General features: G+C 64.9%; 16 protein-coding genes. 8 read left to right on the top strand and 8 right to left on the bottom strand.

What is annotated here, in order from left to right; genetic code table 11:
* Positions 1–94: 94 nt before the first annotated feature.
* From ACQY4S_RS00885 to ACQY4S_RS00895, 3 genes are all read right to left on the bottom strand, one after another.
* Entirely contained in the window at positions 95–787 is a 693-nt protein-coding gene (locus tag ACQY4S_RS00885) for a hypothetical protein (RefSeq protein ID WP_428483286.1), read from the bottom strand.
* Between the two features lie 354 nt (positions 788–1141).
* Positions 1142–2143, bottom strand: coding sequence for a hypothetical protein (locus ACQY4S_RS00890; RefSeq protein ID WP_428483287.1), 1002 nt, complete (start codon positions 2141–2143; stop codon positions 1142–1144).
* Between the two features lie 437 nt (positions 2144–2580).
* Positions 2581–4716 (bottom strand): acetate--CoA ligase family protein, encoded by a 2136-nt coding sequence (locus ACQY4S_RS00895; protein ID WP_428483288.1) that lies wholly within the window; start codon positions 4714–4716, stop codon positions 2581–2583.
* Between the two features lie 102 nt (positions 4717–4818).
* On the opposite strand from ACQY4S_RS00895, the gene ACQY4S_RS00900 reads away from it, so the two are divergent.
* Entirely contained in the window at positions 4819–5604 is a 786-nt protein-coding gene (locus ACQY4S_RS00900) for an SDR family NAD(P)-dependent oxidoreductase (RefSeq protein WP_428483289.1), read from the top strand.
* 152 nt (positions 5605–5756) lie between these two features.
* Here ACQY4S_RS00900 and ACQY4S_RS00905 read toward each other — a convergent pair whose 3' ends face one another.
* Both ACQY4S_RS00905 and ACQY4S_RS00910 read right to left on the bottom strand, forming a co-directional pair.
* The gene (locus tag ACQY4S_RS00905; RefSeq protein WP_428483290.1) at positions 5757–6146 is read right to left on the bottom strand and encodes a type II toxin-antitoxin system VapC family toxin; all 390 of its coding nucleotides are present in this window, start codon (positions 6144–6146) and stop codon (positions 5757–5759) included.
* Positions 6143–6400 (bottom strand): type II toxin-antitoxin system Phd/YefM family antitoxin, encoded by a 258-nt coding sequence (locus ACQY4S_RS00910; protein ID WP_428483291.1) that lies wholly within the window; start codon positions 6398–6400, stop codon positions 6143–6145. The genes ACQY4S_RS00905 and ACQY4S_RS00910 overlap by 4 nt, the downstream gene beginning before the upstream one ends.
* Positions 6401–6667: 267 nt before the next feature.
* Here ACQY4S_RS00910 and ACQY4S_RS00915 point away from each other — a divergent pair, with 267 nt between their 5' ends.
* The gene (locus ACQY4S_RS00915; protein ID WP_428483292.1) at positions 6668–7552 is read left to right on the top strand and encodes an MBL fold metallo-hydrolase; all 885 of its coding nucleotides are present in this window, start codon (positions 6668–6670) and stop codon (positions 7550–7552) included.
* 115 nt (positions 7553–7667) lie between these two features.
* Here ACQY4S_RS00915 and ACQY4S_RS00920 read toward each other — a convergent pair whose 3' ends face one another.
* Entirely contained in the window at positions 7668–9446 is a 1779-nt protein-coding gene (locus ACQY4S_RS00920; RefSeq protein WP_428483293.1) for a M3 family oligoendopeptidase, read from the bottom strand.
* Between the two features lie 143 nt (positions 9447–9589).
* Here ACQY4S_RS00920 and ACQY4S_RS00925 point away from each other — a divergent pair, with 143 nt between their 5' ends.
* From ACQY4S_RS00925 to ACQY4S_RS00950, 6 genes are all read left to right on the top strand, one after another.
* Entirely contained in the window at positions 9590–11290 is a 1701-nt protein-coding gene (locus tag ACQY4S_RS00925; RefSeq protein ID WP_428483294.1) for an AMP-dependent synthetase/ligase, read from the top strand.
* Between the two features lie 204 nt (positions 11291–11494).
* Positions 11495–11698, top strand: a complete 204-nt coding sequence (gene rpmF / locus ACQY4S_RS00930; protein ID WP_428483295.1) for a 50S ribosomal protein L32 — start codon at positions 11495–11497, stop codon at positions 11696–11698.
* A 91-nt stretch (positions 11699–11789) separates the two neighbouring features.
* Positions 11790–12884 (top strand): phosphate acyltransferase PlsX, encoded by a 1095-nt coding sequence (plsX, locus tag ACQY4S_RS00935; protein WP_428483718.1) that lies wholly within the window; start codon positions 11790–11792, stop codon positions 12882–12884.
* Between the two features lie 12 nt (positions 12885–12896).
* On the top strand, positions 12897–13868 hold the full coding sequence (locus tag ACQY4S_RS00940; protein WP_428483296.1) for a beta-ketoacyl-ACP synthase III: 972 nt from the start codon (positions 12897–12899) through the stop codon (positions 13866–13868).
* Positions 13869–14168: 300 nt separating this feature from the next.
* Positions 14169–14480 carry an integration host factor subunit alpha gene (locus tag ACQY4S_RS00945; RefSeq protein WP_428483298.1) on the top strand — a complete coding sequence of 104 codons (312 nt, stop codon included), beginning with the start codon at positions 14169–14171 and terminating at the stop codon, positions 14478–14480.
* Between the two features lie 36 nt (positions 14481–14516).
* Complete coding sequence (locus ACQY4S_RS00950; protein ID WP_428483299.1) at positions 14517–15062, top strand: MerR family transcriptional regulator; 546 nt, start codon at positions 14517–14519, stop codon at positions 15060–15062.
* Positions 15063–15095: 33 nt separating this feature from the next.
* Here the strand turns inward: ACQY4S_RS00950 and ACQY4S_RS00955 are convergent, their stop codons facing one another.
* On the bottom strand, positions 15096–16301 hold the full coding sequence (locus ACQY4S_RS00955) for an acyl-CoA dehydrogenase (RefSeq protein ID WP_428483301.1): 1206 nt from the start codon (positions 16299–16301) through the stop codon (positions 15096–15098).
* Positions 16298–18352, bottom strand: coding sequence for a DEAD/DEAH box helicase (locus ACQY4S_RS00960; RefSeq protein WP_428483719.1), 2055 nt, complete (start codon positions 18350–18352; stop codon positions 16298–16300). Before ACQY4S_RS00960 ends, ACQY4S_RS00955 begins: the two co-directional genes overlap by 4 nt.
* Between the last annotated feature and the right edge of the window lie 92 nt (positions 18353–18444).

An 18444-nucleotide genomic window follows, 5' to 3' on the forward strand; every position in this document is an offset into this window, starting at 1 on the left:
TGCCCCTGCTCGACCAGGAGGTGCCCCACCATTACGTAAGCCGAGCCCGTCGGAGGAAAATGCCTCTATTGGGCCTTTTATCGCCTAATCGCTTTTATGGTAAGTGGCGAAGGCCTGCGCTGGCCTCGTTCCCCTCAGCCGCACAGGCCGTATCCGAATGCTCGATGGTCCCGTCGGGCTGAATGAAATGAATACGGCGAAGGCGGAGGATATCGAACTCGGCTGAAATGCCGGTGCCCTGCTCTCGCGGCCCCGCAACCATCATCCCTACCGGGAACCAGCGATGAAGTCCGGCGCATTCGGAATGCATCAGCACAGGCCCGCCACTGCACCCGCTTAGGTTAGCCCCTAGCTCCGGCCCTGTCCCTGCCACAACTCGACTGTCTCGCGTAGGTTCATAGGTCACGATGATGTCGCGCTGAGTTACATCTTGGATGAAAGTGAGTGTCATAAAAGCACGAAATACTGCATTGAAGTGCAAAGTTTGTTTTGCGATTTCCCCAGGGAAACCGCCGAAGCTAACCGGGTCGCCTTGGTTGGGTGCTGGCGGCGGCCAACTCGTGGAACGGCAATCCAACGCTACGGCCTCACTTCCCGTTAAGTCATCTTCGGTGACGGCAAATGTTGCGATGTCAAGATCGGCGTTACGAGCGAGAACCGCGCCGAGAAGATCAAATGGAACCGTCCTAAGTAGGCACCTCATGCCTACATCCTTCCGCTTGTCCTCTTCAAAAGCCGAAATAACATGGTCGGCGGTAACCCCAATTAGCCCACGCTCAAAACGCAATATGAAGCAACTGCCTCCGGACAAAGGTTTAGGCCAAGCCTCTCGATCATTATACCGAACCAAAGGCCGGGCAACTTTCAACGTGAGGTCACTCATTCGTTGATGGAGGACTCGTTCATTGGACGTTGCGACATAAGGGGCACTCACCGTTAATCCCGCTCCTCGGCGGTCAAGGTGGCTGGGGCCAAGACGACCTCTGTAGAGCTTTCGGACCGCGGCACCGTTTCGATCAGGCGAAGGAACCGCTCGGTAACCTGGCCAACAAAGGCGTCTGTCTCGGCATGAACCGGGCGCTTCCGCTGGTGGGCTCGCGCGCCGTCCAAGGCCATCTGCCAAGCACCGTCTTTCATGCGACTAATCTCCGCCAAATCCAAACCAACGCATAACCCTGCTTTTCGGTACCCTCGGCCCGGCGTCGGCTGCAGCAGATTGGGGTTTATTCTCCGGTTTCCTCTCTACCGGAATAACTGCCGTTACACGGTCAAGTTCCGAGCGGCCTTTGTCCGTTATCATGTCGCCCGGCAATCTGCGAACGCCCGTGACCCATTGAAGGGAACACATGCAACCAAGTTCTTGGCTCGGTCTGCTGATCGCATCCAGATAGCCAGCGGGGCCAACTTTCATAAGACCCTTTTCGAAAGCCCAACAGCCGCGAACGGCATACACGCGGCCGTCACGCTGTTGATGGTTGTAAGTCTTCTGGTATTCGCCCTGCGCGTCCAGATCGCTATAGCGCCAGATTGCGGCAAGAGGATTGCCTGCGAACACAAAGATATGTTCGATTTCGGCGGGAAAGCTTCTCGCCTTGTATGTGTAAAACAGCCGATCCCACGTTGCCAAAGAGCGAAGCTCTTTCTTGATTTCCGCAATGCTGCCCTTGATCGCCTTGTCTTTTGTTCCTCCACTTGGGACTTGGTCAAGAAACTCTTTCAACATCGCCTGAAATTGGCCAATCTGGCCATTTAAATAAGTGTTCGACTGAGAACGATAGTTCTCAACACACCACTCAAACTGCTCGGTGATTGATGGGCGGAGCGTATCAAATATTTTGGCTACGTGGCTCCCGCTGGAACTGACGTTTTGTGATTGCTGTTCATCGCTGCCTGATATTTCTTTGATCGGCATACCTCGAACGCGAATTACATTGTCAAGAAAAGCTTTACATACCCGTTGGTAGCTCGCTGTAGCGTCTTGGCTGCTCGGTATGATTGAGGGAATCGACCTTGAGATATCGGTGTAGGTGTCCGCAAGATGGTTCGGATATTGCGGGCCTGATTTCAGGACGGCCGCCAGCATATTCCCTACCGCGTTGATCGACTCTCTCGTGTCGATGATCGGCCGAGAATCCTCCATCACGCGGCCAGCGTAGAAATTGTGCTGTTGTGGGCGTTGTAGCCCTGCGCAATCTCCCGCACGGCTTCGCCGTTCGCCTTGCGACGGATGCTCGTCACGAAAACACGCATGCCGACCTCCTTATTGTCTTGCCTGCCAAGTAGCGCCGCAGAAGCGCGCCATCTGCCGTTGTGAGTCACTCAGGCCCTTGGACGTTAGAATACAGTTTTGGAGGCAGCCTTTACACCCTCGGGTCATCGCAGGAAGACGGCCTGCCAGGGCGATGCTACGTCCCGCACCGCGAGCTGCGGGTAGCCGGCCGGAGCCCATCCGGAAACGGGTCCGGACCGAAAGGTGTTGCTTCGTATTCGACGCAGGCGCGCCATGACGTTGTGACTGTGGTGCGCTACCGCAAACAGTGTATTTGTTAATCAGCAGCGAGTTGATCCCGCCATCCCGGATCACCGGATCGGCACGATCAGCCCGTCCACCGCCGTGATACCCGACCCCGCACAGATCAGCGGATTGATGTCCAGCTCCGCCACCGTGTCGCGGTGATCCGCGACAAAGCGCGACACATCGCTGATCACCTGCGCCAGCCGGCCGATATCCACCCCGGCCATGCCGCGGAACCCGTCCAGCAGCGCGACCCCCTTCAGGCGGCGCAGCAGCCCCACGGCCTCGGCCGGCGTGACCGGGGCAGGGGAGATCGCGGTATCCTTCAGCACCTCCACCAGGATGCCGCCCAGACCCACCACGATCAGCGGCCCGAACAGCGGATCATTGCGGGCCCCGACCACAAGTTCGATCCCGGCCGGCACCATCGGCTGCACCAGCACGCCATTGATCCGCGGCGGCGGCGACACCTTGTCGGCGTTCGCCATCACGGCGTGCCAGGCCGCGCGCACCTCATCCGCGTCCCGCAGGTTCAGGCGGATGACGCCGGCCTCGGTCTTGTGCGGCAGATCGGCCGACTCGACCTTCAGCACGACGGGATAGCCCAGCGCGCCGGCGGCGTCGGCGGCATCGTCGGCGGAGGCGGTCAGACGCTCCCCCACCACCGGCACCCCATACAGCGCCAGCACCGCCTTGACCTCCCGCTCCGTCAGCGTCTCGCCGGTGGCCGCCTTGATCAGCGCACGCGCCTCCGCCGCCACCCCGTCCGGTGTGGCCGCGACCACCTGCGCGCCTGCCGCCCGCTTGTCGGCCCGCCATTGCCAGGCCGCCAGCGCCGCGAAACAGGCACTCATGGAGCGGAACAGCGCGACCCGGTCGCACTGGTTCGCCTCGACCACACCCGGCCCGTCCTGCCATTCCGTCTGCCAGACGACGCAGGCCATCTTGCCGGCTTCCCTGGCCATCGCGCTGTAGAGCCGCGGTCGTTTCGCCGATGGCGCGTAGCCATAGGTCAGCGGCGAAACCAGCACGCCATATTGCGGATCGCCGAGCAGCGCCGTGGCGCAGGCGCCGAGGGATTCCGGATCGCTCAGCACCTGGGCGGTGACGTCGCAAGGATTGCGTGAGGAGCCGAATTCCGGAATGCGGGATTCCAGTATGGCACGGACGTCCGGCGTCGGCTGCGGCATCGGCACGCCATGTTGCTCCGCCCGATCCGCCGCCATGATCGCCGCCCCACCCGAGGCGGCGATGACCGCAGCGCCCGCGGCCTTCGGCGGCGGTGCCTTGGCGAAGAAGGCGGCGGTTTCCATCAACGCCTCGAAATCATCCACCACAACCGCGCCGGCATGGCGGAACAGCGCGCGGTAGGAGTCGTGCGAACCGGCCAGCGACCCGGTGTGCGACATTGCCGCGGCGGCGCCGTGCGCGCCGGTCGCCATCTTGAACATCACCAGCGGCTTGTCCGCCGCCCAGGCGTTCTCGGCCGCCAGCAGCAGGCGGTCGGGCGTCGCCATGCCCTCGAACACGCAGGCGATGGACGCGCAGGCGGGATCGTCAACCAGATAGTTGACGTAATCCGCCATATCGACGTCGCAGCAATTGCCGGAGGTCAGCACATGGCTGACCGACAGCCCGCGCACCACGCCCTGCGCCAGCGCCATGCCGAGCGCGCCGGACTGGCTGATGATGCCGACAGCGTGCGGCTCTGGCTGGGGGATCGGCGTGATGTCCATGAATGTCACGCGGCTGTCCAGCATGGCGTTCACCACGCCGATGCAGTTCGGCCCGACGATGCGCAACCCCGTCTCCCGCGCGATCGCCGCCAGCCGTTCCTGCTGCGTAATGCGGTCTTCCTTGCCGGTTTCCGCATAGCCGGAGGCGAAGATGATGGCGCCACCGACGCCGGCCTTGACGCAGTCGAGGATGATCTCCTCCACCGCGTCGCGTGCCGCGCAGATCACCGCGCAGTCCGGGGTTTCCGGCAGGTCCCGGACATTGGCGTAGCAGGTCTGTTCGTTGATGGTCGGATAGCGCGCGTTGACCGGATAGGACCGGCCGGCGTAGTGCGCCATGTTGGCGAGCACCTGCTTGCCGAACGCCCCGGCGCGGGTGGAGGCGCCGATGACGGCGATGCTTTGCGGATGCAGTAGGCGAATGAGCTGATCGCGACTGTAGACTCCGGTGCGCCGGTATTGCATTGACTTTGGCCTGATTGACGTTCCTTCGGCGGCCAGCATACTCGCCGGTAACCGCGCGGCAAGCGTCACGCCGGGTGGCGCGCGAACAATCGGGGGAACCAGATGTCATCGTTGTTTGATCTGACCGGGAAGGTCGCCATCGTCACCGGATCAACCAAGGGCATCGGCCTGGCGATCGCCACGCGGATGGCGGAGCACGGCGCGATGGTGGTGATCTCAAGCCGCAAGCCGGATGCGTGCGAGGCGGCGGCGGCCGGCATCCGGGCCGCCGGCGGAAACGCCGTCGTCATTCCCTGCCACATTGGCCGCAAGCCGGAGCTTCAGGCGCTGGTGGACCAGACGCTGGCGCAGTGCGGCGGGATCGACATCCTGGTGGAGAACGCGGCGGTGAACCCCTACCTGGGGCCGGCCGCCGGCATGCCGGATGAGGCCTTCGATCGGGTCATGGGATCGAATGTCCGCAGCAACGTCTGGCTGGCGAACATGGCGATCCCGCACATGGTGCAACGCGGCGGCGGGGCGCTGATCATTATTTCCTCGATTGGCGGCCTGCGCGGATCAGCGCAGCTCGGCGCCTACGCGATCTCCAAGGCCGCCGACATGCAATTGGCGCGCAACATCGCGGTGGAATGGGGGCCCAGGAACATCCGCGCCAACGCCATCGCGCCGGGCCTGGTGCGAACGGATTTCGCACGGGCGCTATGGGAGAATCCGGAGCTGTACCGCAAGCGGACCAAGGACACGCCGCTGCAGCGGATCGGCGAGCCGGATGAGATCGCCGGCGCGGCGGTGTTCCTGGCCTCGGCCGCTGGAAGCTTCACCACGGGACAGACAATCGTGATCGATGGCGGCACAACGGCGGGATCGGTTGTCGGCAGCGACGATTGAGCCCGTATCCGGGGATCAGCGATGTCGTCTCCAACCACGCGGCGCCCTTCCTGCGTGGACGGAGGCCCTGTCTCCACCTCTTCATTATTGGCCGGCAGGTCATGCCCGTCAGCCGCTCTGCTTCTCCGGCAAGGCCAGCCGCTGACTAAAAATCACCAGATCGTCGCGACCTTGTACTCGCGAAACACCGTGTCGTCGGTGATCACGGTCAGCGACCGTTCGAGCGCGGCAGCGATCAGCATTCGGTCCATCGGGTCCTTGTGGTGCATCGGCAGCCCATTCGCTCGTTCGGCAACATCCCAGGTCAGCGGCAGCGCACGATAGCCAACCTGTCGAAGCCACTCGGACAAAGTGCCGTTGAAGCCGGGCGGCGCGGGTCGTTCCAGTTTGCCAAGGGCAACCTTGCGGGCGATCTCCCAGACTGTGATGGAAGCGACGAAGACGTCACCCGTGCTCATCGCCATCTTGCCCGCGTGGCTCATGGTCTGTCCGCCGTAGCCGTGAAAGACAATGATCGCGCAGGCGTCGGCGAGGAACGTCACACAGGCCAGCCTTCCTCGCGGGCTTCGTCGTCGGCCATCGGAGCAAACAGGGATTTGTTGTAGGTGCCGTTCCAGCCCCAGTCGCCCAGGGTGCGGGTAACCGTCCGTGGTGCGCCAATGATCCGCGCCACCGGGTGGCCATGGCGGGTAACGGTGATTTCGGCACCAGCCTCAGCCTCGGTGATGAGGGCGGACAGGTGCGCCTTGGCTTCGGCAAGAGTAATGCTTTTTTCCATGACCAATAATCTGGTCATTGGCGGCTGCGTGTCAAGCGGGAACTGGCGAGGACCGGCCAAGGCGCCAACCCCTGGACGCGGTGGCGGTTTTGTCGATGGGCTGCACGGGAAGGTCATCCACGCCCACAACGGCATTGACCGCGTTCGGATTAGCTTGCGTGGCGACAAAACCATGACGAACGTCGGGCGCACCGTTCACGCGCTGCCGACCTAACCACTTCGTGAAGCCCGCCAGGCTCAACCGCCGCCCGTCGTCATCAGTTGGCGGATTGGAGGGCATCACCCATGGCGCAGCAGATTCCGATCAATGAGTCCACCGAGACCGGCATTGAAATTCCGGAGGAAGGTGTCTTCGAAATTGCTCCCGACTTGGCCTACCGGCGCCTGGCTCTGGTCAACATCATGCTGTTCGGCCAGCCACACCAACCCGAATGGGTGCTGATCGACGCCGGCCTGCCCGGCACCGCCGGCATCATCGCCCGCACCGCCGAAGCCCGCTTCGCCACCGACGGACCGCCCGCCGCAATCCTGCTGACGCACGGTCATTTCGACCATGTCGGCGCCCTGACGACCCTGGCCGAACGCTGGGGCGTGCCGATCTACGCGCATCCGCTGGAGCACCCGTATCTCGACGGCACGACCGCCTATCCAAAGCCGGACGCGCATGTCGGTGGCGGCATCATGTCCATGCTCGCGCCGCTGTATCCGCGTGGGCCGCTCAGTGTCAGCCTGTGGCTGCGGGCGTATCCGCAGGACGGCACGGTGCCGCACATGCCGGGTTGGCGCTGGATCCATACGCCTGGCCACTCGGTCGGCCACGTCTCATTCTGGCGCGAGTCGGATCGCTGCCTGATCGCCGGTGACGCCTTCATCACCACCGCGCAGGAATCCGCCTATGCGGTGACGGTGCAGGAGCCCGAACTGCATGGACCGCCGATGTATTTCACCCACGACTGGCAGGCTGCCAGGGACTCGGTCCAGCGCCTGGCGAAACTGGCGCCCGAGGTAGTGGTGACCGGACACGGCAGGGCCATGCACGGAGAGGCGATGCGGACGGCCCTAAACCGACTGGCAACGGACTTTGATCGCGTCGCCGTGCCCAAGGATGGACGTTACGTCAACCAGCCGCAAACCGCGGCGGACGGCAGCGCCTATCCCGGACGGAACTGACAGGTCACTCCGATTGGTTGGCGGAGGTGGCGCAGCTTTACGCCACGTTCAGGAAGTTCTCCGCCAGGCCCATTAGCCCCGACAGCGAAGCGACATGACCTTCACGTCCTTTGGATCAGCCCGCCTCCAGCTCATCGATAAACCCCGAGATCACGTCCAGCCCCTTGTTCCAGAACCCCGGGTCGGACGCATCCAGCCCGAACGGCGCCAGCAGTTCCTTGTGCCGCTTGGTGCCGCCCGCCCGCAGCATGTCCAGATACTTCGCCTGGAACCCGGGATGGCCGCCTTGGAACACCGAATACAGCGCGTTCACCAGGCAATCCCCGAATGCATAGGCATACACGTAGAACGGCGAATGAATGAAATGCGGCACATAGGCCCAGAACACGCTGTAGTCCGGCGTGAACTCGAACGCCGGCCCCAGGCTCTCGGTCTGCACCTGCATCCACAGCTCGCCGATCCGCTCCGGCAGCAGCTCGCCCTTGCGCCGCTCATCATGCAGCAGTGTCTCGAACTGGTAGAACGCGACCTGGCGGACCACCGTGTTCAGCATGTCCTCGGTCTTCGCCGCCAGCATGATCCGCCGCTGCGCCAGGGTCGCCGCATCCAGCAGGGAGCGGAACGTCAGCATTTCGCCGAACACGCTCGCCGTCTCCGCCAGGGTCAGCGGCGTCCCCGACATCAGGTAGCCCTGTCGAGCCGCGACGACCTGGTGCACGCCATGACCGAGTTCATGCGCCAGGGTCATCACGTCCCGCGTCTTGCCATGGTAGTTCAACAGCAGGTACGGATGAACGCTTGGCACCGTCGGATGGGCAAAGGCACCGCCTGACTTGCCCGGCTTCAACCGCGCATCGATCCATGGCCGGTCGAAGAACCGCTGGCCCACCGACGCCAGCTCCGGGCTGAACGCGCCATAGGCCGTCAGCACCTGCTCCCGCGCTTCCCCCCACTCGATCAACCGGTCATCGTCGCTCGGCAGTGGCGCATTCCGATCCCAGTGCTGCAGCTTTGGCAGTCCCAGCCACCGCGCCTTCATCTGGTAGTACCGATGCGACAGCCGGGGATAGGAGTCCCGCACCGCCGTCGCCAGCGCATCGACGACCTCGTCCTCCACCATGTTGGCGCGGTTCCGCGCGCTGCCGGGGCGGGCATGGTGGCGCCAGGTGTCCTCGATCTCCTTGTCCTTGGCCAGCGTGTTGGTAATCAGCGAGAACAGCCGCAGATTGTCCCCGAACACGGCGCCGATCGCGCGGCCGGCGGCCTCGCGTACCAATCGGTCGCGGTCCGACAGCTTGTTCAGCGTATCGCTGACCGTCAATGAGGCGCCTTCCAGAGGGATCCGCAGGGCGGCGATCGTCTCGTCGAACAGCCGCACCCAGGCGCCGTTGGCGGTCAGGTCCCGCTCATGCGTCAGCTTCTCCAGGTCGTCCGCCAACTGGTGCGGCCGGTAGACCCGCAGGTCGCGCAGCCAGGGGCCGTAATGCGCCAGGGCCGGGTCAACCAGCTTCGCCTCCAGCGCCGTGTCGCTCAGCCGGTTCAGCTCCAACGAAAAGAAGATCAGGTCGCTGCTGATCCCGGTCACCTGCTCGCGCACCGTCTGGTAGAACTGGCCGATCGCCGGGTCGGTCGAATCGCCTGCGAACAGAAGCTGGGCGTATGATGACAGGCGGCCGAGGCTTTCCTGGATACGCTCGTAATCAGCGATCGCGGTGGCGATCGCGGCACCGGACAGCGTTGCCAACTTGCCGGCGTAGGTGGCGGCGAACGATTTCGCCATCGCCTGCGCCCGCGCGAAGTCAGCCGCCACCATGGGATCGTCAGGCGCAGTGTATAGATCGGACAGGTCCCACGTGGGCAGTGTGCTCGTCTGTGCGGGGCTGGTGGTATTCATTATGGTTTCAACATCCTGAACCTGCGGCGAAAGCAGGATTGGACCTGCTGCGTAAGTAAGATATGTAGGCTAGGAGTGTCCCACGTCAAAGGGCGTGCTGGCCAGCGGAATCAACCTGCCCGGCATCCCGCGCCGGAGGATGCGTGCAGACCAATTCAAACTGGCCGAACCTGGCCGCGATGATGTTCACCCTGGCCGGCGCCTGGCCGGAGAAGCCGATGTTGCGCGCTTACCAGGATGGCGCCTGGCACACGGTTACCTGGGGCGCATTCGCGCGCCAGGCCGCGTCCTGCGCCCGCGCCCTGCGCGCCGCGGGCGTGTCGGCCGGCGACCGCGTGCTGCTCTGCATGGAGAACCGGCCGGAATATCCCATCGCCGAAACCGCCCTGATGGCGATCCGCGCCATACCGGTTCCGGCCTATACCATCAACACGGCCGCGGACCACGCGCATCTGCTGCGTGATTCAGGCGCACGCGTGGCGATCGTATCCTCGGCCCCGCTGGCCGAGAGGCTACGGCAGGCGGCGGCCAAGGCGACGAAACTCGATCTTGTCGTGATGATGGACACGCCGCCGGAAAGCCTGCCCGACATCGTGCCTTGGGCGTCGCTGGTCCAGGACGCCCGGCAGCCGGACGACATCGCGTTGGAAGCCGACCAGATTCCCGCCACGACAATGGCTTGCCTGATCTACACCTCCGGCACCGGCGGCGTGCCGAAGGGGGTGATGCTGCCGCACCGCTGCATCCTGTCCAATTGCGCCGGCGCCGTCGAACTGGTCCGCCCGCTGCGCCTGAAGAATGAGGTCTACCTGTCCTATCTGCCGCTGGCGCACAGCTATGAACACACGGTCGGCCAGTTCTTCCTGCTCAGCCTGGGCACCGAGATCGTCTATGCCCGCGGCGTCGAGCACCTGGCGGCGGACATGCTGGCGGTCCGCCCAACCATCCTGACTGTCGTGCCGCGGGTGCTGGAGGTGATCCGCGCCCGCGTGCTGGCACAGCTCGCGCGAGAAAAGCCCTGGCGGCGGCGTCTGTTCCAGACAGCCTTGGCGATCGGCCACAAACGCATCGATCGCCAACCGCTCACTCCGCTGGAGCATCTGCTGGACCCGCTGCTGGATCGGCTGGTCCGCGCCAAGGTGCGCGCGCGCTTCGGCGGCCGGCTGGTCGCGGCGATGTCCGGCGGCGCCCGCCTGGAACCCGAGGTGGGACGGTTCTTCCTCGCCCTCGGCCTGAAGATCATGCAGGGCTACGGCCAGACCGAGGCCGGTCCCGTCATCAGCGCCAACCCGCCCGACGCGATCCGCATCGACACCGTCGGCACCGTGCTGGGCGGCGTCGATCTGCGCCTGGCCGACGACGGTGAAATCCTGGTCCGCGGCAGCCTGGTGATGGACGGCTACTGGAACCGCCCGGCCGACACCGCCGCCACCATCGTCGATGGCTGGCTGCACACCGGCGACATTGGTGAGCTCGACCGCGGCTATCTGCGTATCACCGACCGGAAGAAGGACATGATCGTTCTGTCAGGCGGGGAGAACGTCTCGCCAGCCAGGATCGAGGGCATGCTGATGGCGGAAGCCGAGATCGCCCAGGCGGTCGTCGCCGGCGACGGCCGCAGCGGCCTAAGCGCGCTGGTCGTCCCGGCCGAGGGTCTGGACGACGTCGCCGTTGCGCTGGCGGTGCACCGGACCAACATGCGCCTATCCGCGACCGAGCGCATTCGCAAGCACGCGGTGGTCGCGCCGTTCACCGTCGAAAACGGCTTGCTGACGGCTTCGCAGAAGATCCGCCGCATGTTGGCGATCCGTGCCAACGCTCAGGTACTGTCCAGGCCCCGGTGACCCAGGCCACGGTGACCCAGGCCCCAGCGACCCAGGCCCCAGCGACCCAGGCCACGGTGACCCAGCCTGATTTTCCGCCGAACGGTCATTGCGACGCGCCGGCCGCTCTGCTAGAGGGCGCGGCTTGTCTGTCGGTTCAAACGTGTCCGCCTCTCCGATCCATCGGGTCGCGGGGCATACGGTGTTCGAGAAAGAGCCTGGTCCATGGCCGTACCAAAGAGAAAAACATCGCCTTCCCGTCGCGGCATGCGGCGGAGCCACCAGGCGTTGCCGCACGAAGCGCACGCCGAGTGTTCCAACTGCGGCGAGCTGAAGCGTCCACACCACGTGTGCAGCCACTGCGGGCACTATGATGGACGCGAAGTCGTCGCAGCCGGCAAGCCGCTGCGAGGCGCTGTTCGCGCCTGAGCCCGGATCGCGGCATACGGCTCCTCCGGTGACGGCTCCTTCCATACACGCACCGCTTGCTTTGGCGTCGTTCACCCTGGCGATCGACGCCATGGGCGGCGACAAGGCGCCCGACATGGTCGTGCAGGGTCTGGAACTCGCCGCCGAACGGCATCCAGGCGCGCGCTTCCTGCTGATCGGCGACGAGCCGGTGCTGAACACCTTGCTCAGCCGTTCCAGGCGCGCCCGCGCGGCCTGTACGGTGCGGCACGCGCCCGATGTTGTCGGCAACGATATCAAGCCGACCGCTGCGCTGCGGATGCGCCAGTCGTCGATGCGGCTCGCGATCGACGCCGTGGCGAGCGGGGAAGCCTCGGGCGTGGTCTCCGCCGGCAATACCGGCGCACTGCTGGCGTTGGCCAAGATCGTCATCAAGACGCTGCCCGGCATCGATCGGCCGGCCATGGCCGGGATCGGACCGTCGGCGCGCGGCGACGTGGTCATGCTCGACCTCGGCGCCAACGTGCATTACGACGTCCGCAACCTGGTCGAGTTCGCCGTCATGGGTGACGTCTTCGCCCGCACCGTGCTGGGCCTCACGGCACCATCCATCGGCCTGCTGAACGTCGGCTCGGAGGAGATGAAGGGCGACGATATCGTGCGCGAGGCGGCCGAGATCCTGCGTGCCAGCCATGTCGGGCCACAGTTCCATGGTTTTATTGAAGGCCATGATATCGCCGCCGGCACCGTCGACGTGGTGGTGACCGACGGCTTCACCGGCAACGTCGCGCTGAAGACCGGGGAGGGCGCGCTGAAGCTGATCGGCGAGTTCCTCAAGCAGGTCTTCACCAGCGGCATCATGGCAAAGATCGCCTATCTGCTGGTGCGGCCCGGCCTCGACCGGTTGCGCGAGTGGCTGGATCCGGTGCGCTATAATGGCGCCGTCATGGTGGGGCTGAACGGGGTGGTGGTGAAGTCGCACGGCGGCACCGATGCCCAGGGTTTCGCCCACGCGGTCGATGTCGCGATGGACATGGTGGTGCATCGCTTCAACGATCGGATCCGGGAGGATCTCGCGCGTCTGGGACTGCTCAGGCGTCACTCGGCGGAGAAGAGTTCGGCGACGCCGCCGGTCAAGCAAACCACGGATGTCAGTCTTGGACCGAACGCGGGTTCGACGGACGACAACCACCTCGCCACCGCCTGAGTGGAATCGAAGATGCCGCCCTGTTCCATCCTCGCCGGCTGCGGTGGCTATCTGCCTGAGCGGGTCGTGACGAACGACGAACTGTCGCGCACGATCGATACCTCCGATGACTGGATCCGGGAGCGCACCGGTATCCGGCAGCGCCATTTCGCCGCGCGGCATGAAACCGCGGCTTTCATGGCGACAGCCGCGGCACGTGCGGCGCTGGCCGATGCTGGCGCGACCGCGGCGGACGTCGATGCCATCATCCTGGCGACCAGCACGCCCGACCAGGCATTTCCCGCCACGGCGCTGCGGGTGCAGGCGGAACTTGGGATCACCCGTGGGTTCGGCTTTGATCTGTCGGCGGCCTGCGCCGGCTTCATCTATGGGTTGTCCGTCGCCGACGGCATGATCCGCGCTGGTCAGGTGCGTGGCGTCCTGGTGATCGGCAGCGAGGTCTATTCCCGCATCCTGAACTGGCAGGACCGTGGCACCTGCGTGCTGTTCGGCGATGGCGCCGGTGCGGTCCTGCTCCGCGCCGAGCAACCGCGCCACCATGACAGGCGCGGCATATTGTCGACCCACATCCACGCGCAGGGCACACTCGGCGATATTCTCTATGTCGATGGCGCCGTCGGCCAGCCGGACAAGTCCGGCCATCTGGTGATGAACGGCCGCGAGGTCTTTCGCCATGCCGTCACCCGGCTGGCCGAAGCGGTGGACGAAGCATTGGCCGCCAACAACCTGTCCCATGCCGACATTGATTGGCTGGTTCCGCATCAGGCCAACCGCCGTATCATCGACGCCATGGGACGCAAGCTGGGCCTGCCGCCGGAGCGGGTGGTGGTGACGGTGGACCGGCACGCCAACACCTCCGCCGCGTCGGTCCCGCTGGCGCTGGCCGAAGCTTGCCGGGACGGCCGCATTCGCCCCGGTCAACTGGTGCTGCTGGAAGCGCTGGGCGGCGGCCTGACCTGGGGTTCGGCGCTGGTGCGGATGTAAGGCAGGCCAGGGCTCCGCCCTGGACCCGCAAAGGGGCGGATGCCCCTTTGATCCCTGTCCAGGGGTTTGGCGGAGAGGGGGCCACTCAGTCCGTTGCAACCGCCTCGGTCGCCCCCCTCTCCGCCAAACCCCTAAATGGGTTCCAAGGGCGTCAGCCTTTGGCGGGGTCGAGGGGCGGAGCCCTCGCCTTCCTGGCCGTCTCAGCCTCAAACGACACAATCGGCTGCAAAGTGCTGATCCTGAGTGATTCTCGTTACCGATAAACTTGACGCGCCGATACGTTCTGCCTAGCGTACGGTTATGCTGACGATCACGCGTGCGCACATTGCCGAAATGATCTATACCCAGGTCGGGCTGTCTCGCAACGAGTCCGCTGACCTGCTGGAGGACGTTCTCGATCGCATTGCAATCCGTCTCGAGAATGGAGAGGCCGTTAAAATCAGTGGCTTCGGCACCTTTTCAGTGCGCCAGAAGGGACGCCGTATTGGCCGCAATCCAAAGACGGGCGAAGAAGTGCCCATCTTGCCGCGGCGGGTGCTGGTGTTCCGCCCCAGCCATGTGCTGAAGGCGCATGTCAACGGCACCACGCCCGGTCCGGAAGACGATGAATGACCGGATTCTCCTGGACATTGATCCGGACCGCGGGCCATGGACCTTGTCGTGACAGACGACCCGCGAGGCAGCGATAACGATCCGGGCCAGCGCGCTCGCCTCAAGAAGGCCCCCAATGCCTACCGCACAATCAGTGAGGTAGCGGACGATCTTCATATTCCACAACATGTTCTGCGCTTCTGGGAAACCAAGTTCCAGCAGGTAAAGCCGCTCAAGCGTGGCGGTGGCCGGCGCTATTATCGGCCTGATGACATCATCCTGCTGCGCCGCATCGCGGATCTTCTCTACACCCAGGGTTACACGATCAAGGGCGTCCAACGCCTGCTGCGCGAAGGCGGCGGCCTGCTGTCCGACGACATTCCGCCACCAACCGCCGACGAACGCGCCGCGGCGGAGGGGGAAAACCATCCCACCCATGAACGGCTGATCCCCGGTCTCCCGCTCATGGTGCCGCCGTTGCCCCTCACCGGCCGCGCGACGCAAGGTTCGGGCGCGGATCCGCAAGCCGAACACCTGCGTGCGCTGCTGGCGGAGGCGGTGCGGGAACTGGAGGCTTTACGGGCGCTGCTGGTCGGCAAGTAGAACCGCCGAACTTGCAAGCGAGTGGCGACCGCGCTACCCGCCGAAAGCGGACAGTCCGGTCTGTGCCCGCCCCAGGATCAGTGCGTGCACGTCGTGCGTGCCCTCATACGTGTTCACCGTCTCCAGGTTCATCACATGACGGATGACGTGATACTCATCGACAATGCCGTTGCCGCCATGCATGTCGCGGGCAACGCGGGCGATGTCCAGTGCCTTGCCGCAGTTGTTGCGCTTCAGCAGGCTGATCATCTCCGGCGCGGCCTGGTGCTCGTCCATCAGCCGGCCCAGGCGCAGGACGGCGTGCAGCCCAAGCGTGATCTCGGTCTGCATGTCGGCGAGCTTCTTCTGCACCAGTTGCGTCGCGGCCAGCGGGCGGCCGAACATCATGCGCTGCAGGGTGTACTCACGCGCGGCGTGCCAGCAGAACTCGGCGGCGCCCATCGCGCCCCAGGCAATCCCGTAGCGCGCGTTGTTCAGGCAAGAAAACGGACCGCGCAAGCCTTTCACGCCGGGCAACTGGTTCTCGGCCGGCACGAACACGTCCTGCATCATGATCATGCCGGTAACCGAGGCGCGCAGCGAGAATTTTCCTTCAATCTTCGGCTGCGTCAGGCCATCCATGCCGCGTTCCAGGATGAAGCCGCGGATGTCGCCGGCATCGTCCTTCGCCCAGACCACCAGCACGTCGGCGATCGGCGCGTTGGTGATCCAGGTCTTCGAGCCGTTCAGGATGAAGCCGCCATCGACTGCTTTCGCACGGGTCCGCATCGACGCCGGATCGGACCCGGCATCCGGCTCGGTCAGGCCAAAACAGCCGACAAACGCGCCGGTGCGCAGCTTCGGCAGGTACTTCCGCCGCTGCTCCTCCGAGCCGAAGGCATGGATCGGATACATCACCAGCGACGACTGCACGGAGAACGCCGACCGGTAGCCGGAATCGACCCGTTCGACCTCCCGCGAGATCAGGCCGTAGCTGACATAGTTCACGCCGGCGCAGCCGTAGCCGTCCAGGGTGGCGCCCAGGAAGCCCATCTCGCCGAACTCGTTCATGATCTCGCGGTCGAAGTGCTCGCGACGGTTGGCCAGCAGGACGCGCGGAAACAGCTTCTCCTGGCAGAAATCGTGCGCGGCATCGCGGATCGCCCGTTCGTCCTCATTGAGCGCGCCCTCCAGGCGGAGCGCATCATCCCACGCGAACGGCGTGAAATGACTGACGGGATGGGAAGGAGCGTCGTTCATGCATCGGTCTCCCTGCTGTCTGGCGCCATGCTCTCGGGGCTATGGGGACGGCGGGGCCGCAGCATCATGAAGGCTGGCACGTCATCGCCAAAGCCGACGACATCGGGACCCAGGTCCTCATCACGGCGATAACGCTCACGCCGCGGCTCGTCGCGACGGAATTCGTCCCGACGTAACTCGTCCCGGCGGGGATCGTCTCTGCGCGGCTCATCGCGCCGCGGCTCATCCCGCCTGGACGGACGCTCCGGCGCGCGCGCCATCGTCGGTATGTCAAGGCTCGCATGCTCCGGCACCGCCTGCTCCGGGTTTGGCGGACGGGCCGGACGCGCCCGCTCTGGCCGTGCGCCGTCGCGTCTTGCCCTTGGCTCCCGCGTCTTGTCCTTCTCCGACGGCGTGCGGGCCTCGGGCTTCCTCGGTTCGGCGCGCCGGCGTCCGCGTCGCTTGCGGCCGTCGCCCTCGGCCCAGTCTACCGGATCCAGGCCTTCGACCAGCATGGGCGGAATTGGATGGGCGATCAGCTTCTCGATCTGCTGCACGGCATAGCGGTCATCGGGCGCGGCGATGGTGAAGGCATGACCGATCAGTCCGGCCCGCCCGGTGCGGCCGATGCGGTGGACATAGTCTTCCGCATGGATCGGCACGTCGAAGTTGAACACATGCGACAGGCCGCCAATATCCAGGCCGCGCGCCGCGACATCGCTGCACACTAGCAACTTCAGCTCGCCGGCCTTGAACTTCTCCAGCGTGGCGAAGCGCACGGTCTGCGACAGGTCGCCGTGCAGCGCGCCGGCGCTGAAATGATGTTTCGACAGCGACTTGTAAAGGATATCGACATCGACCTTGCGGTTGCAGAAGATCAGCGCGTTCTGCACGTTCTCATTCCGGATCATCCGGCGCAGCGCCTCGCGCTTGTCGTGTTCGGCCACCAGGGCAAGACCCTCGGTGATGGTGACCGCCACCGATGCGGACCGCGAGACGGTGATTTCCTTCGGATTGCGCAGGAAGGCATCGGCCAGGCGTTTGATCTCCGGTCCCATGGTGGCGGAGAAGAACAGCGTCTGCCGGGTCGCCGGCAGCATCGAGACGATACGCTCCACATCCGGAATAAAACCCATGTCCAGCATGCGATCGGCTTCGTCGATGACCAGGATACCCGTGTCGGACAGCAGGATGGAGCCGCGCTCGAACATGTCGAGCAGCCGGCCGGGCGTCGCGATCAGCACGTCCACGCCGCGGTTGAGGACGTCCTTCTGGTCGGACATGCTCTCGCCGCCGATGATCAGCGCGTGGGTCAGCTTCAGGTATTTGCCGTATTGCACGAAGTTCTCGGCGACCTGCAGGGCAAGCTCGCGGGTAGGCTCCAGGATCAGGCTGCGCGGCATGCGGGCGCGGGCCCGCCGCCCGGTCAGGATATCCAGCATCGGCAAGGTAAAGCCGGCGGTCTTGCCGGTGCCGGTCTGCGCGATGCCCATCACGTCGCGGCCCATCAGAACATAGGGGATGGCCTGTTGCTGGATCGGCGTGGGACGGCGGTAGCCAAGTTCGTTGATGCTGCGCAGCACGTCCGCCGAAAGACCCAGATCGGCGAAGGTGGCAAGCACCGGTTCGGGCGGCGCGCCCGCCGCGATCGGGATGACAGCGCCGCCGGCGATGGGTTCTTGTTGCGCATCAAGATCAAACAGCGGCGGCGAGTTCGCGGCCAAACCGCTGCTGTCCGCCTGAAGCGTGTCCGGTTCAATTGCCGCATCAGCGTCAGCGGCGGAGTCTGCCGGCTCGGCTTGATCCGGGATCGGTCTTGCCGAACCGTCGTCCGCGAGCGGTTCCGCCGGTGCTTCATCCATGGCAGCCGGGTCCGCCTCGCTCTGCGGGGCAACCGCCTCGGTCGAGGCTTCGACGGTCGGCACGACGGTTTCCGCGAACGCGCTCTCCGCCGCCGGAGCAGTCGTTTCCGGAGCAGTCGTTTCCGGGGCGGTCGGTTCCGCGTCGGTCTGTGGCCGTGAGGCGGTCGTTGATTCGGTCAATTCGGGTCCAGTCGATGACATGGCTGCGATCAATGCATCGGCAGCCGCGCGAGGGACATCTGCATCCCGCCTGCGAGATCTCCGGCATCCACTCGCCTGACGGGCGGGGTATCGGAATAACA

This window comes from Rhodopila sp., from assembly GCF_965276935.1.
GTDB lineage: Bacteria > Pseudomonadota > Alphaproteobacteria > Acetobacterales > Acetobacteraceae > Rhodopila.

Coding starts and splice junctions, on each gene's coding strand:
- ACQY4S_RS00895 (WP_428483288.1), bottom strand. CDS start 4,716: ATGCAATACCGGCGCACCGGAGTCTACAGTCGCGATCAGCTCATTCGC.
- ACQY4S_RS00900 (WP_428483289.1), top strand. CDS start 4,819: ATGTCATCGTTGTTTGATCTGACCGGGAAGGTCGCCATCGTCACCGGA.
- ACQY4S_RS00910 (WP_428483291.1), bottom strand. CDS start 6,400: ATGACCAGATTATTGGTCATGGAAAAAAGCATTACTCTTGCCGAAGCC.
- ACQY4S_RS00915 (WP_428483292.1), top strand. CDS start 6,668: ATGGCGCAGCAGATTCCGATCAATGAGTCCACCGAGACCGGCATTGAA.
- ACQY4S_RS00920 (WP_428483293.1), bottom strand. CDS start 9,446: ATGAATACCACCAGCCCCGCACAGACGAGCACACTGCCCACGTGGGAC.
- rpmF (WP_428483295.1), top strand. CDS start 11,495: ATGGCCGTACCAAAGAGAAAAACATCGCCTTCCCGTCGCGGCATGCGG.
- plsX (WP_428483718.1), top strand. CDS start 11,790: ATGGGCGGCGACAAGGCGCCCGACATGGTCGTGCAGGGTCTGGAACTC.
- ACQY4S_RS00940 (WP_428483296.1), top strand. CDS start 12,897: ATGCCGCCCTGTTCCATCCTCGCCGGCTGCGGTGGCTATCTGCCTGAG.
- ACQY4S_RS00945 (WP_428483298.1), top strand. CDS start 14,169: ATGCTGACGATCACGCGTGCGCACATTGCCGAAATGATCTATACCCAG.
- ACQY4S_RS00950 (WP_428483299.1), top strand. CDS start 14,517: ATGGACCTTGTCGTGACAGACGACCCGCGAGGCAGCGATAACGATCCG.
- ACQY4S_RS00955 (WP_428483301.1), bottom strand. CDS start 16,301: ATGAACGACGCTCCTTCCCATCCCGTCAGTCATTTCACGCCGTTCGCG.